Source organism: Arenibaculum pallidiluteum, from assembly GCF_017355985.1.
In the GTDB taxonomy this organism is placed as follows: Bacteria; Pseudomonadota; Alphaproteobacteria; order Azospirillales; family Azospirillaceae; genus Arenibaculum; species Arenibaculum pallidiluteum.
In genome coordinates, this window is the sequence record NZ_JAFIQU010000019.1 from 100,932 (window position 1) to 114,119 (window position 13,188).

General features: G+C 68.0%; 13 protein-coding genes. 10 read left to right on the plus strand and 3 right to left on the minus strand.

Going from position 1 to position 13,188, the window contains the following annotated elements; translation table 11 throughout:
- The first annotated feature begins 44 nt into the window (after positions 1-44).
- Together JUB13_RS26390 and JUB13_RS26395 are read left to right on the plus strand one after the other, a co-directional pair.
- Positions 45-311: a hypothetical protein gene (locus JUB13_RS26390; protein WP_207484472.1), complete on the plus strand. Its 267-nt coding sequence runs from the start codon at positions 45-47 to the stop codon at positions 309-311.
- Between the two features lie 69 nt (positions 312-380).
- Positions 381-935: a GNAT family N-acetyltransferase gene (locus JUB13_RS26395; RefSeq protein WP_207484474.1), complete on the plus strand. Its 555-nt coding sequence runs from the start codon at positions 381-383 to the stop codon at positions 933-935.
- A gap of 55 nt (positions 936-990) precedes the next feature.
- Here JUB13_RS26395 and JUB13_RS26400 read toward each other — a convergent pair whose 3' ends face one another.
- From JUB13_RS26400 to JUB13_RS26410, 3 genes are all read right to left on the minus strand, one after another.
- On the minus strand, positions 991-1,728 hold the full coding sequence (locus JUB13_RS26400) for a ThuA domain-containing protein (protein ID WP_207484476.1): 738 nt from the start codon (positions 1,726-1,728) through the stop codon (positions 991-993).
- A 274-nt stretch (positions 1,729-2,002) separates the two neighbouring features.
- Complete coding sequence (locus JUB13_RS26405) at positions 2,003-3,277, minus strand: glycerate kinase type-2 family protein (RefSeq protein WP_207484478.1); 1,275 nt, start codon at positions 3,275-3,277, stop codon at positions 2,003-2,005.
- 10 nt (positions 3,278-3,287) lie between these two features.
- Entirely contained in the window at positions 3,288-4,235 is a 948-nt protein-coding gene (locus JUB13_RS26410; protein ID WP_207484480.1) for a D-2-hydroxyacid dehydrogenase, read from the minus strand.
- 355 nt (positions 4,236-4,590) lie between these two features.
- Between JUB13_RS26410 and JUB13_RS26415 the strand changes: the two genes are divergently transcribed.
- The 8 genes from JUB13_RS26415 to JUB13_RS26450 all read left to right on the plus strand — a co-directional run bounded on the left by JUB13_RS26415 (position 4,591) and on the right by JUB13_RS26450 (position 13,174).
- A complete protein-coding gene (locus JUB13_RS26415; protein WP_207484482.1) occupies positions 4,591-6,030 on the plus strand; it encodes an aldehyde dehydrogenase family protein in 1,440 nt (479 codons plus the stop codon).
- Between the two features lie 72 nt (positions 6,031-6,102).
- Complete coding sequence (locus JUB13_RS26420; RefSeq protein WP_207484484.1) at positions 6,103-7,125, plus strand: TRAP transporter substrate-binding protein; 1,023 nt, start codon at positions 6,103-6,105, stop codon at positions 7,123-7,125.
- Entirely contained in the window at positions 7,126-7,680 is a 555-nt protein-coding gene (locus tag JUB13_RS26425; protein ID WP_207484486.1) for a TRAP transporter small permease, read from the plus strand. It abuts the gene before it with no gap.
- On the plus strand, positions 7,677-8,951 hold the full coding sequence (locus tag JUB13_RS26430; protein WP_207484488.1) for a TRAP transporter large permease: 1,275 nt from the start codon (positions 7,677-7,679) through the stop codon (positions 8,949-8,951). The genes JUB13_RS26425 and JUB13_RS26430 overlap by 4 nt, the downstream gene beginning before the upstream one ends.
- A 14-nt stretch (positions 8,952-8,965) precedes the next feature.
- Entirely contained in the window at positions 8,966-10,075 is a 1,110-nt protein-coding gene (locus JUB13_RS26435) for a zinc-binding dehydrogenase (RefSeq protein WP_207484491.1), read from the plus strand.
- Between the two features lie 23 nt (positions 10,076-10,098).
- Positions 10,099-11,295 carry a CaiB/BaiF CoA transferase family protein gene (locus JUB13_RS26440; RefSeq protein ID WP_207484494.1) on the plus strand — a complete coding sequence of 399 codons (1,197 nt, stop codon included), beginning with the start codon at positions 10,099-10,101 and terminating at the stop codon, positions 11,293-11,295.
- Positions 11,292-12,182, plus strand: coding sequence for an HpcH/HpaI aldolase/citrate lyase family protein (locus JUB13_RS26445; RefSeq protein ID WP_207484496.1), 891 nt, complete (start codon positions 11,292-11,294; stop codon positions 12,180-12,182). The genes JUB13_RS26440 and JUB13_RS26445 overlap by 4 nt, the downstream gene beginning before the upstream one ends.
- Before the next feature lie 62 nt (positions 12,183-12,244).
- Positions 12,245-13,174 (plus strand): LysR family transcriptional regulator, encoded by a 930-nt coding sequence (locus tag JUB13_RS26450; protein ID WP_207484498.1) that lies wholly within the window; start codon positions 12,245-12,247, stop codon positions 13,172-13,174.
- The last annotated feature ends 14 nt before the right edge of the window (positions 13,175-13,188 follow it).

The following is a 13,188-nucleotide window of genomic DNA, read 5'->3' on the forward strand; positions in this document are numbered from 1 at the left end:
GGTAGGGAGAGAAGCGCCGCCCGAACGCATTAAGGAGCGGCACCATGCCTATCACGAACTCGATTCAGCCAAGCCTTGCCGGTTTTCCGGCCGCACCCCAGCAGGCAACGCGCGCCCGGCAGGAGTCACCGCACCGGTCGCTCGGCGGCACCGTGCTTGCCGGCCTCGCCGCCATCATCGAGGGCCTTGCCGCCTATCGGCGCTGGACCTCGCTGAACGCGCTCAGCGATGCCGAACTCGCCCGCAGGGGCCTCGACCGGCGCGACATCGCCCGGCACGCGATCCTCGGACCCATCGGCGGCCAAGCCTAAGGGCGCGTCCTTGCGCCCCGCTATGCCGGAACCGCCCATACGCCTTCCCGTGTCCCAGGACGGAACACCATGCATGTCTTCCGCAAGCTTCTCCCCGCGGAGCGGTCGAAGCTGCGCGACCACCTGCTGAGACTTTCAGCACCGGACCGGCTGCTCCGCTTCTCTGGCACGATCGGCGATGCCTCCGTCGCGGCCTACTGCGACTCCCTGGACTGGGGCAGCGGCCATGTCGTCGGCGTCTTCGTCGACGGGGTGCTTCGCGGCGTCGCCGATCTGCGCCTCGAATCCGGATTCCTGCCGAGCTGGGGCGAGATCGCCCTGTCGGTCGAGACGCCTTGGCAGAAGCAGGGCGTCGGGACCGAGCTGATGCGCTACGCCCTCGTCGTCGCGCGCAATCGCGGCGTCCGCAAGGTGCTCTGCATCTGCCGGCCCGAGAACCTGCCCATGCAGCGCCTCGCACGGAAGTTCGGGGCCACCCTGCGCCGCGAGGAGGACGAGGTGATCGCCGACATCCCCGTGCCCGTGGGAACCTATCTGACGCTCTGCGCCGAGGCGGCGACCGAGGGCCTCGGCCTCGTCGGCGCGTGGTTCGACGGGCTGACGCCGCGCCCGCAGGCGGCGTGAGCCGCCGGTAGCCAACCCCCTGGACAGAGTCGCACGGGGAGCCACCCGGAGCTTCCTACCGGCCGATAGGCTCGATGGGGTCGCGCCTGACATTGGCGGGCGGCTCGTGGGCCGGCGCCTCCGGCGTCGCCCACCGGGCCGCGTTGGCGAGGACCCGCCGGACGGCCGGGTCGTGATAGGTCGGGAAGGTCTCGTGCCCCGGGCGGAAGTAGAAGATCCTGCCGCGGCCGCGGGTGTAGCAGCAGCCGCTGCGGAAGACCTCGCCGCCTTCGAACCAGCTGATGAAGACCAGCGCGTCGGGCTCCGGGATCGCGAAGGGCTCGCCGTACATCTCCTCCCGGCCGAGCTCGAAGAAGCGACCGAGCCCCTGCGCGACGGGGTGGCCAGGCGAGACAACCCATAGGCGCTCGCGCTCCCCTGCCACGCGGTAGTCGAGCGTGCACGCCGTGCCGGTCAGCCGCCGGAAGATCTTCGAATAATGGCCGGAGTGCAGGACCACGAGCCCCATGCCCTGGAGCACGCGCGCCTGGACCCGCGCGACGACCGCATCCGAGACTGCGTCGTGCTTCCTGTGGCCCCACCAGAACAGCACGTCGGTCGCTTCGAGCACGGCCTCGGAAAGTCCGTGTTCGGGCTCGTCGAGCGTCGCCGTCCGCACCTCGCCCAGCCCGTGCTCGCGCAGCGCCGCAGCCACAGCGCCATGGATGCCATCGGGGTAGACGGCGGCGACGGCGGGATCGTTCCGCTCGTGCCAGAACTCGTTCCAGACCGTGATTCTCGGGATCGGCGGCATCTCGGGCCCTTTCGGCGCGGGGGCTTCACGCCCTGGGGAACACTCTGCGGCGCCCACCGGCGCCGGGATGGGCCGCGCCTCAGCCCGCTGCGGCCGCGCTGAGGATCCGCATGGACACGGTCCTGGCCAACGGGGCGCCCACTTGGAGCTGCCCGTCTCTCACATCCGAGCGCCGCTACGTCAGCGAACGCGTTGCAGCCGCGTCGACCATCGGATCATGCTGAATACCCGGGAGCGAAGCTGCGCTCGTTGCAATCCGCCAGGCTGCAACCCGTTACCTCCCGCGATCCTCGATTAGGATCGCACGGAAGTCGTTCACGTTCGTCAGGGTCGGCCCCGTCACCACGCTGTCCCCCAGCGCTTCGAAAAAGCCGTGCCCGTCATTGGCATCCAGGCTGTCCCGAGGCCTGATGCCGAGGTCCCAGGCGCGGGAAAGGGAAGACGGGCCGAGATAAGCCCCGGCGATCTCCTCGATGCCGTCGACGCCGTCCGTGTCCCCTGCCAGCGCATGCACGCCAGGCTGGCCCCCAAGGGCTACACCCAGCGACAGCAGGAACTCGACGTTTCGGCCGCCCCGCCCATGACCGCGCACCGTCACAGTCGTCTCGCCGCCGGACAGCAGCACGCAAGGCGGGCTGAAGGGCTGACCGTGCCTCGCGACCTGGAGCGCGAGGCCGGCCATCACCTTGCCGACCTCCCGCGCCTCCCCTTCGAGGCCGTCACCCAGGATATGCGCCGCGTACCCGGCCTCGCGCGCCACCACGGCTGCGGCTTCTAGCGCCATCTGCGGTGTCGCGACGATGTGCGTCATGCAGTCGGCGAGGCGGGGATCGCCGGGCTTGACGCTCTCTCCTCGTCCGCTCTCCAGCACGTCCTGCACGTGGGGCGGCAGGGCGATGCCGTAGCGCCGGACGATGGCCAGCGCATCGGCGCAGGTGGTGGGATCCGCAACCGTTGGCCCCGAGGCGATGTCCATGGGATCGTCGCCGGGGACATCGGAGATCAGCAGCACCTTCATGCGGGCGGGCCGGCAGGCGGCGGCCAGGCGCCCACCTTTGACCGCCGAGAGGTGCCGCCGCACGCAGTTGATCTCGGATATGGTTGCCCCCGACCTGAGCAGGGCCCGGTTGACCTCCTGCTTGTCGGCAAGCGTCAGCCCGTCCAACGGAAGCGTCAGCAGCGCCGATCCACCGCCGGAGATCAGGCAGAGCACCAGGTCGTTCGGAGTCAGTCCTCGCACGAGCTCAAGGATCCGCCTCGTTGCGTTCAATCCGGCTTCGTCGGGCACTGGGTGGGCGGCCTCGACGATCTCGACGCGCCTGCAGGGCACCCCATAGCCGTAGCGCGTGACGACGAGGCCCGAGAGATCGCCGGGCCAGGAATTCTCGACCGCCTGCGCCATGGCGGCCGACGCCTTGCCCGCGCCGATCACGACCAGGCGGCCTCGGGGAGCTTCGGGAAGATGCGGCGGGATGCAGTGGGCCGGCTGTGCCGCCTCGATCGAGGCGCGGAACATCCGCTGCAGAAGGTCGCGGGGTGCAACGCTCATGCTTCGTCCCTCATCCGATCTCGGCTGCCAGGAACATCTCGAGCTCCCGCGACAGCACCTCGGCGACACGCAGCTGCGCGGCCCGGCCGGCCCAGGCGACGTGGGGCGTCACGATGACGGAGGGAAGCTCAAGGATGGCGCGAACGGGATCGTCCGCGGCGATTGGTTCGGCCGCCAGGACGTCGAGCCCCACGCCCGACAGCCGCCCGGCCCGAACGGCCTCGACCAGGGCCGTGCCGTCCACCAGCGCTCCGCGCGCGGTATTCACCAGGATCGGTCGGCGTTCCATCAGCGCGAACTCCCGGGCGCCAAGCAGGTGGCGCGTCTCGGGCGTAAGCGGGCAGTGAAGCGAGATGACATCAGCCGTCGCCAGGCCTTCGTCGAAGCGGATGCGGCCTTCAGCGGCTGGCGCGCCCTTGCGGCCCGCCGCCACGACATCCATTCCGAAGGCCCGCGCAAGCCGTCCGACCTCGCTGCCGATGGCGCCACCACCCACGAGCATGAGGCGCGATCCCGAGAGTTCCGCGATCGGGAAGTCGTGATAGCAGAACTGGCCGCTTTCCTCCCAGCGGCCCGCCAGGACGCTCTGGCGGTAGGCGACGATGTTGCGGCGGAGCGCGAGCACCAGGGCCAGGACGTGCTCGGCGACCGACGTCGCGCCGTAGCCCACGACGTTGCGTACCGGTATGCCGCGCCGGCGACAGGCCTCCAGGTCCACATTGTCGGTGCCCGTCGCCGCGACAAGCACGAGCCGCAGGCCCGGAGCCTGTTCGATGACTGGGTGATCGAGCCGGACCTTGTTGACGATGACCACGGTCGCATCGCGGATGCGCCCAGCTGCCTCGGAGTGGCTGGTCGCGTCGTATTCGCGCCACTCATGGGGCGTCGAGGGCCGAAGCAGGGCGACGTCGGGAGCCAGTGTGCCCCGGTCCAGGAAGACGATCACCGGCTTTGTCATGGCGGAAGGCGAACTCCTGTCTGATTGGCACCCGGCCGGCACCTCAGGCCGGACTGCGCGAGAACGGGCGCCGCCCGGGTCGAGCTATAGGCTTAACCGCGGGGCTTCGGCGGAAGCTATAGGATTTTCCTTCATTGATGGCATCAAAAACAGATTTCTTTAACGTGCGAACATTCGAATAGTCTTCGCTCAGTGGCAGCGCGCATGGAGCTTTCGGAGAAACGTGACTCCGAACGCTATCGTTGGGAACGCACTACGATCCTGAATAGCTTCGCCCTTCTGCGCCAGATAAACTCACACTCAGCGGGCGGGCTTTATCAGTTCAAAGAGACGTATTCTGGATTCGGAGAGAATAATGCCGTTCGATCAGATTCTGATCAACAACAACTGGGCAGCACCGGCGTCGAATGACACCATCGCCATGGTGAGCCCCAGCGATGGCAAGGAGATCGCGCGCATCGCCCGGGGTGGCGCCGAGGACGTGGACCGGGCCGTGCGCGCAGCACGTCGCGCGTTCGAGGGTGCCTGGGGCCAGATGCCGGCTCTCGAGCGGGGGCGGCTCCTATCGCGGCTGGGCCATGCGATCCTCGACCATGTCGACGAGCTCACGCTCCTCGAGGCGAAGGACACCGGCAAGCCGCTCAAGCAGGCCCGTGCCGACATCATCAACACCGCCCGCTACTTCGAATTCTACGGCGGCGCCGCCGACAAGATCCACGGCGACACGATCCCCTTCCTCGACGGCTACACCGTCATGGTCCTGCGTGAGCCGCGCGGCGTCACCGGCCACATCATTCCCTGGAACTACCCGGCGCAGATGTTCGGCCGGACCCTTGGCCCCAGCCTCGCGGCCGGCAACGCCGCCGTCCTCAAGCCGGCGGAGGAAGCCTGCCTGTCCTGCATCCGCCTAACCGAGATCGCCCTCGAAGTCGGCTTCCCGCCCGGCACGATCAATCTGGTGACGGGCTACGGAGAAGAGGCAGGCGCCGCGCTGTCGAGCCATCCGGGCATCGACTTCCTGTCCTTCACGGGCTCGCCCGAAGTCGGTACGCTCGTCCAGAAGGCCGCCGCCGAGCATCATGTCCCCTGCGTGCTCGAGCTCGGCGGAAAGTCGCCCCAGATCGTCTTCGACGACGCGGACCGACGCCCCGCCATCGAGACGATCGTCAGCGCGATCACCCAGAACGCGGGCCAGACCTGCTCGGCCGGAAGCCGGGTCCTGGTCCAGCGCTCGATCTACGACGGGTTCATCGGCGAGCTTGCAGGCCGCTTCTCTTCCGTCCGCGTGGGGCCGCACGGCGCGGACCTCGATTGCGGTCCGGTGATCAGCGCCGTGCAGCGGGACCGCGTCCGCGGCTTCCTGGATCGTGCGCGAGCGGATGGCATTCCGGTCCTCGCGGAAGGGAACATCGCTCCGGACGCCCCCGACGGCGGCTACTACGTGAAGCCCACCCTGTTCGGGCCGGTCCCGCTCAAGAACTCGCTCGCCTGCGAGGAGGTCTTCGGTCCCGTCCTCTCCGCCATCCCTTTCGATGACGAGGCGGATGCGATCCGGATCGCGAACGGCACGGACTTCGGGCTCGTGGCCGGCATCTGGACCAGCGATGGCGGCCGGCAGTTGCGACTGGCCCGGGCGATCCGCGCCGGTCAGGTCTTCGTCAACGGCTACGGCGCCGGTGGCGGCATCGAGCTGCCGTTCGGCGGCTTCAAGAAGAGCGGCCACGGCCGCGAGAAGGGCTTCGAGGCAATGCGCGAGTTCACCGTCGCGAAGACCGTCGTGCTCCGGCACGGCTGACGGCTGAGGCGCGGGCTCCGCGCCTCCGTCCCTAGACAGTCCCAGAACAAAAGAACCATGGAGGAATGCCCGATGCTTACACGACGCTCTGCGCTTGGTGCATGCGCTTCCGCGTTCGCGCTGCTCGCCCTTCTCGGCTCGCCCGCCGAAAGCCGCGAGATACGCGGCCGTCTCGGCCACGTCTTCGCCATCGGCAGCCCGGTCGATCAGGCCAGCAAGGATTTTGCCAAGCTGCTGAAGGAGCGCACGAACGGCGAGTTGGACATCTCGGTATTCCCCAACAGCCAGCTCGGTGGTGACGAGACCCTCGGCCGCGAGCTGGCGCGCGGCTCCATCGAGTTCGCCTTCCTGAACCCGGGCTCGCTGACCGGCCTCGATCCGCTGCTGGACATCCACTACCTGCCCTACATCGTCACCGACTTCGCGGAGGCCGATCGCGTCTTCTACAACGAGGGAGGGATTCTCCAGAAGACGCTGCGCGAGACCCTCAAGAAGCACCGGATGGAGCCGCTGGCCTTCTTCGAGCTCGAGTTCCGCTCCGTCACGAATTCGAAGCAGCCCGTCAACACGTTGGCCGACCTGAAGGGCCTCAAGCTTCGGGTTCCGGGATCCATCGGGATCAAGGGCTTCTTCGATGCTGCGGGCGCCCAGGCCATCGCCATGCCGTTCCCGGAACTCTTCACGGGTCTGCAGCAGGGCGCGGTCGACGGTCAGGACAACGGGCCCAGCATCACCTACAACTCGCGGCTTTTCGAGGCCCAGAAGCACATGACGTTGACGAACCACGTCTATGCCATGGGCTCGGTCGTCGCCTCGGAACGGTTCTGGAGTCGGCTGTCGGAGGACCAGCGCAAGACCGTGAACGACGTCGCGCAGGAGGTGACCAAGAACCAGATCGCGCGTAACCGAGAGCTGAACCGCGACTACGTGGAGAAGATCCGTTCCGGGGGGGTCCAGGTGGTCGAGCCTTCCGACGCGGCCATGAAGGAGTTCCGCGAGTTCGGCCGCGCTCAATGGGACTCCCTTGGAAAGACCTACGGAGCGGAGCGGGTCCAGGCGCTGCGCGCGGAGGTCTCGGCGCTGGAGCGGAAGTAGATGGCCGTCGTCGGCGAGAGGGCCGGGGCGATGCCGAGAGCATCATCCGGAGAGAGTTCCTCCATCCTTGATCGGGTGGAGGGCGCCCTCTACCGGTGCGAGGCGGCCCTCGTGATCGGATGCCTGGTGCTGATGCTGGTGACGATCTGCGTCAGCGTCGCCGCCCGCTACTTCGCGCTGCCGCTGCCGAATTTCGGCGAGCTCGCGACGGTCGCCATGGCGCCGCTGACCTTCGTCGGGGCGGCGCTGTGCACCTACCTGAACGGTCATATCGCCGTCGACTTCGCGCAGATTCTGCCCTCGGCCATCCTGCGCCTGCTGGCCCGGGCGGCTGCGGCACTCTCCCAGCTCGCCTTCGCGGGGATCTTCGCCTACGTCGCCTGGGAGTTCTACGCCTACGCCGTCGAATCCGGCGAGCGCCTGATCGATCTCGGCACGCCCGTCGCCGTTCCCGGCGCCTTCATGGTCGCCGGGAGCGTCCTCATGGCCTTCCACGCGCTTGCCGATCTGTACCGGATAGCGCGCGGCCTGCCGCATCCCGGGAGGGAGCGATGACCCCTGTTCTGGCTGCCCTGTTCCTGCTCCTCCTGGTCGGGGCCCCGATCGGCGTCGCCTTCGGCCTCGTCATCCTGCTGAACACCGAGACCTTCGATCTCTGGCTCGACTCCCTGGGCTCGGTCCCGTACGACGCGGTCTCCAGCTTCCCGCTCCTCGCCATCCCACTCTTCCTTCTGGTCGGCGAGGTGATGAACCGCGGGGGGCTGGCGGAGCGTCTGACAGCGCTGTGCGACGCGGCTCTTCGCCGGCTGCCGGCCCGCCTGGGCCATGTCGCGATCGCCGCCTCGGCCCTGATGGGCGCCATCACGGGATCTTCCGTCGCGACCGTCGCGGCGATCGGCAGCACGGTCGGTCCGGCCATGCGGCGGCGGGGCTACGCACGCGGCTACATCGCCTCGCTGGTCGCGGCAGCGGGCCTTCTCGGGGTTCTGATCCCGCCCTCGATCCCGCTCATCCTCTACGGCTCGATCGTCGGCGTCTCGATCACCGAGCTGTTCCTGGCGACTCTGGTGCCGGGCCTCGTCATGACCCTCGCATACTTCGCGACGCATGCCCTCCGGGCCAGGCACGGCCTGGCAGGCGGACGCGAGGAGCAGGACGTGGCCGACGAGCCCGTCGTGCGCCAGGCCGCCCCCGGAGCGCGGACGGTCACGGCGCTATTCCTTCCGGTCCTGGTGCTGGGCGGCATCTACAGCGGGATCTTCACCCCGACCGAGGCGGCGGCCGTTGCCGGCCTCTACACCCTTGTCGTCACGCTCGTGCATCGGACGCTGCGCTTCGCGGAGCTTCCTGACGTCTTCCTGAGCACGGCCAAGACCGCCGCGGCCATCCTGACCATCATCGCCTTCACGAGCCTGTTCAACCGGGCCCTGGTCCTGGCGGAGATCCCCCAGGACATTGCGGCCTTCGCCATCGGCATCACCGACAGTCCGGCGGTCTTCCTCATCACGGTCAACCTGGTGCTGATCGTGGTGGGCATGTTCATGGAGACGAATGCCGCCGTGCTCCTCATGGGCCCGCTTCTGGCGCCTGCGGCGATCCGGTTCGGCATCGATCCCGTCCACTTCGCGATCGTGCTCGTCACCAACATCGAGATGGGGCTGCTGACGCCTCCGCTCGCGGCCAACCTCTATGTGGCCGCCCGTACGGCCCGCGCGACCCTCATGGAGATGATGCCTCACTTCTACTGGTTCCTGCTGACCACTCTGGTCGTCCTGGGCGGCATCACCTTCATCCCCTCGCTGTCCCTCTGGTACCGCTTCCTTTGATCCGGAGCATCCGAATGCCCACGCTTCCGTCCCACTCCCGTGCTGCGGTGCTGCGCCGTTTCGGCGAGCCGCTGCGGATCGAGGAGGTTCCCGTCCCCAAGGAGATCGAGCCCGGCGCGATCCTTGCACGGATCGAAACCTGCTCGGTCTGCGGCACGGACGTGCATCTCTCGCGCGGCTCGCTGTCCCTGAAGGTCGACCTGCCGGTGATCATCGGCCATGAGATGGTCGGGCGCGTCGTGGCGCTCGGCGCCGGCGCCGACCGGGACACCGTCGGCAACCCGCTGCGGGTCGGCGACCGCATTGTCTGGACACACACGGCGTGCAACTCCTGCTTCTATTGCACCGTCGCCCGCCAACCGACGCTTTGCGAGAACCGCAAGGCCTACATGTACGAGAGCATGGAGAAGCCGCCGTTCCTGATGGGCGGCTTCTCCGAGTACGGCTACGTGCTGCCGGAGTCCGGCCGCATCAGGGTTCCCGACAGCGTCCCGAACGAGCTCGCCAGCCTGTCGAGCTGCGCCTTCCGCTCGGTCATGAACGCGGTGGGTCAGGTCGGAGCCATCGCGCCCTACGAGACCGTCGCGATCCAGGGTGCAGGGCCGCTCGGCCTGCTCGCCACCGCGGTCGCCAAGGTCGCCGGGGCACGGCGCGTAATCGTCATCGGCGGACCCGCTGCGCGCCTGGATCTCGCATCGGCGTTCGGCGCGGACGAGACCATCCCGGTGGACGGCACGGATCCGGTCACCCGGGCCGAGCGCGTGCGCGAGCTGACCGACGGGCGCGGCGCCGACATCGTGATGGAATTCACGGGGCATCCGACGGCCTTTGCCGAAGGGCTGGAGATCGCGCGCAAGGGTGGCCGTTACCTCGTCGTCGGGCAGCTCGGCGACGGCTCGGTCGAGGTCAAGCCGGCCATGGTCGTCAAGAAGAACCTGCATCTGATCGGGTCCTTCTCGGGCGATGCGGCCAACTACTGGAAGGCTCTCCAGTTCGTCGAGGCCCACCAGCATCACCTTCCGTTCGAGCGCATGATCTCCAACCGCTACAAGCTCGAGGACGTCAACACCGCCCTCGAGCGCATGCGGCGGTTCGAGGAGATCAAGCCGATCATCGAAATCTGACCCGTCCGGCTTGGGAATTGAACATGCTGCGATTTGACGAGAACCGACACGGCCCGCTCAAGGACGTGCGGGTCCTGGACCTCTCGAGGCTGGTCGCCGGAAACATGGTGACCCACGTGCTGGCCGACCAAGGCGCCGACGTGATCAAGATCGAGCATCCCCGGAAGGGCGACGACCTCCGGAGCTGGCGGGTCGAGGGCCACGAGGTTTACTGGAAGGTCTACGGGCGGAACAAGCGCAGCATGGCGCTTGATATCCGCGGCGATGAGGGGCGGGACATCCTTCTCCGCCTCGTGGAGACCGCAGACGTGCTGGTCGAGAACTTCGTCCCCGGCACGCTCGAGCGTTGGGGGCTCGGCCCCGAGATCCTGCATGACCGCAACCCGGGGCTCGTGATCCTGCGCATCTCCGGCTGGGGGCAGACGGGCCCGTACCGCGAGCGCCCGGGCTTCGGGACGCTGGTCGAGGCGATGTCGGGCTACGCCCATCTCAACGGCTATCCCGATCGTCCACCCGTCCTGCCGCCACTCGCGATGGCGGACATGGTCGCGGGCCTCTACGGCGCTTCCGCGGTTCTCTCGGCCCTTCGGGTGGTCGATGGCCGGCGCTCAGGCGGCCAAGTCATCGATCTTTCCCTGTTCGAGCCGATCTTCTCGTTCATTGGGGCCGAGGCCGCCCAGTACAGGCTGACTGGAGAGCCGTCGTTGCGGGCAGGCAATCAGTCGACGCACACTGCGCCCCGGAACGTCTACGCCTGCTCCGACGGGCGCTATGTGGCGCTGTCGGGCTCCATGCAGTCCATGGCCGAACGCATCTTCGTGACCATCGGCCGCCCGGACCTGATCGAGGATCCGCGCTTCCGCACCAACGACGACCGCGTCGCCAACCGCGACGAGCTCGACCGCATCATTGGCGCCTTCATCGCCACGAGGACGCAGGACGAGAACCTTCGCATATTCGAATCGGAGGGCGTCACGGTCGGTCCCGTTTGCTCGATCGCGGACCTGGTCGATCATCCATTCGTCCGCGGCCGCGAGGTCCTCGTGGAGCTCGAGGACGAGGACATGGGAACCTTCCCGATGCACAACATCATTCCCCGCATGTCGAGGACGCCGGGCGGCTTCCGCAGGCCCGCGCCCGGCATCGGCGAGCACACGGCGGAGATTCTCGCGGAGCTCGCCGAGGCCGGAAGACCGCTGAAGAAGGGAGCCTCGGCATGACGCGCACCCTACCACTCTGGCGGTCGATGCTCTTCGTCCCCATCACGAACGAGCGCTTCCTCGCGGGGGCACCCTCGCGCGGCGCCGACGCCATCCAGCTCGACCTGGAGGACAGCATCCCTCCGGACCACAAGGAGGAGGCGCGCAGCCGCGTCCGTGACGCCGCCGCCGGCCTGGCGACGAAGGGGATAGACGTCGTCGTCCGCATCAACCGCCCCTGGCGCCAGGCCATCCGAGATATCGAGGCCAGCGTCTGCCAGGCTGTCTCGGCACTCACGCTGCCCAAGGTGCCCGATGCGCGCCACGTGGTCGCGATTGGCGAAATCCTGGACGAGCTCGAGCGCGAGCGTGGACTTCCTCCCGGCCATACCGGCCTGGTCGCGATGATCGAGACTGCCGAGGGGCTTGCGGAGATGCGGGCCATCGCTGCCGCCCCGCGGGTCCTCGGCATCACGGTCGGGGCCGAGGACCTCGCAGTGTCGATGGGCATGGTCCCGGACGTCGACAGCCTCTATGTCCCCAACGTGATGGCGGTCGCAGCAGCCCGCGCCGCTGGATGCCTGCCGATCGGCTATATCGGGTCGGTGGCGGGGTTCACGGATCTCGATGCCTACCGGCAGGTCATCCGACGTGCCCGCCGGCTGGGCTTCGTGGGCGGCTTCTGCATCCATCCCGCACAGGTCGCGATCCTCAACGAGGAATTCGCCCCCTCGTCAGCCGAGGTCGAGGAAGCGATGGCGATCGTCGCCGCCTTCGAGGCCGGCCTAAGGGAGGGCCGCGGTGCCGTTCGCCACAACGGACGGATGCTCGACCTCCCGGTGGTCGAGCAGGCGCGAGCCTTGATCGCGCGGCGGCAACTGATAGAGAGGCAGGGCGCGAATAGCTAACCTTTCGCCGGGCGGGTGACAATCACGGCCCCGCCTCTCACCAGGGGGGCGGGGCAAGCATCATGGATCTACGTCAGCTTCGGTACTTCCTTGCCGTTGCCGAGCACGGGTCGATCCTGAAGGCGTCCCAGCATCTGCGGGTCGCGCAGCCCTCCATCAGCGCCCACCTTCGAAACCTCGAGCAGGAACTCGGCGTGGTCCTCTTCGAGCGAAGCACGCGGGGCGTCGTCGCCACGGTCGAAGGGCTCGAACTCGTCAAGCACGCGCGCCTGATCCTCAAGTCCGCGGACGACGCCCGGGAAAGCCTGCGCTCCCATTCCGAGAGCCCCGTCGGCCGGGTCGTCTTCGCGATCCCGAGCTCGCTCGTTGCCATCCTGACCGTGCCGCTGATCGAGGAGGTCCGTCGTCGGCTGCCGAACGTCAGTCTCCGCGTGGTCGAGAGCATGACAGGCTACATCGTGGAGTGGCTGAACGACGGCCGAGTGGATGTCGGCCTCCTGTACAATGCCGACCATATCTCGGGAGTTGATTCCGTCCGTCTCCTGACCGAGGAGCTTTATGTCGGAGGCCACGACGAGAAGAGCCTGGAGGGCATCGCCGTCGACGGGGAGATCCCATTCGAGCGCCTGGAGGGGCTGCCGCTCGTCCTGCCGGGACGAGAGCACGGCCTTCGCGCCCTGGTCGAACAAACCGCCCGGCGGTTGGGGATGCACCTCTCGATCGAGATCGAGATCGATGCATTCAGCCAGATCAAGCAGCTCGTGAGGCGCGGGGTCGGCTACACGGTCCTGTCTCTGGCGGCGCTGCACGAGGATCTCCCGGACAGGGCGATCGCCGTGGCCCGGATCGTCCACCCCGCGGTGGAGCGCGCGGTGTTCATCGCGCATGCCAGCAACCGACCGCTCTCACGCGCATCACGTGAAGTCGAAAGGATCGCGATCCGGATTCTGCAGAACGAAGCCCGCGCAGGCTGGTGGCGCGCACGGCTCTGACGGCGGCCGGAAGC

Coding starts and splice junctions, on each gene's coding strand:
- JUB13_RS26415 (WP_207484482.1), top strand. CDS start 4,591: ATGCCGTTCGATCAGATTCTGATCAACAACAACTGGGCAGCACCGGCG.
- JUB13_RS26400 (WP_207484476.1), bottom strand. CDS start 1,728: ATGCCGCCGATCCCGAGAATCACGGTCTGGAACGAGTTCTGGCACGAG.
- JUB13_RS26390 (WP_207484472.1), top strand. CDS start 45: ATGCCTATCACGAACTCGATTCAGCCAAGCCTTGCCGGTTTTCCGGCC.
- JUB13_RS26410 (WP_207484480.1), bottom strand. CDS start 4,235: ATGACAAAGCCGGTGATCGTCTTCCTGGACCGGGGCACACTGGCTCCC.
- JUB13_RS26445 (WP_207484496.1), top strand. CDS start 11,292: ATGACGCGCACCCTACCACTCTGGCGGTCGATGCTCTTCGTCCCCATC.
- JUB13_RS26435 (WP_207484491.1), top strand. CDS start 8,966: ATGCCCACGCTTCCGTCCCACTCCCGTGCTGCGGTGCTGCGCCGTTTC.
- JUB13_RS26450 (WP_207484498.1), top strand. CDS start 12,245: ATGGATCTACGTCAGCTTCGGTACTTCCTTGCCGTTGCCGAGCACGGG.
- JUB13_RS26405 (WP_207484478.1), bottom strand. CDS start 3,277: ATGAGCGTTGCACCCCGCGACCTTCTGCAGCGGATGTTCCGCGCCTCG.
- JUB13_RS26420 (WP_207484484.1), top strand. CDS start 6,103: ATGCTTACACGACGCTCTGCGCTTGGTGCATGCGCTTCCGCGTTCGCG.
- JUB13_RS26440 (WP_207484494.1), top strand. CDS start 10,099: ATGCTGCGATTTGACGAGAACCGACACGGCCCGCTCAAGGACGTGCGG.
- JUB13_RS26430 (WP_207484488.1), top strand. CDS start 7,677: ATGACCCCTGTTCTGGCTGCCCTGTTCCTGCTCCTCCTGGTCGGGGCC.
- JUB13_RS26425 (WP_207484486.1), top strand. CDS start 7,126: ATGGCCGTCGTCGGCGAGAGGGCCGGGGCGATGCCGAGAGCATCATCC.
- JUB13_RS26395 (WP_207484474.1), top strand. CDS start 381: ATGCATGTCTTCCGCAAGCTTCTCCCCGCGGAGCGGTCGAAGCTGCGC.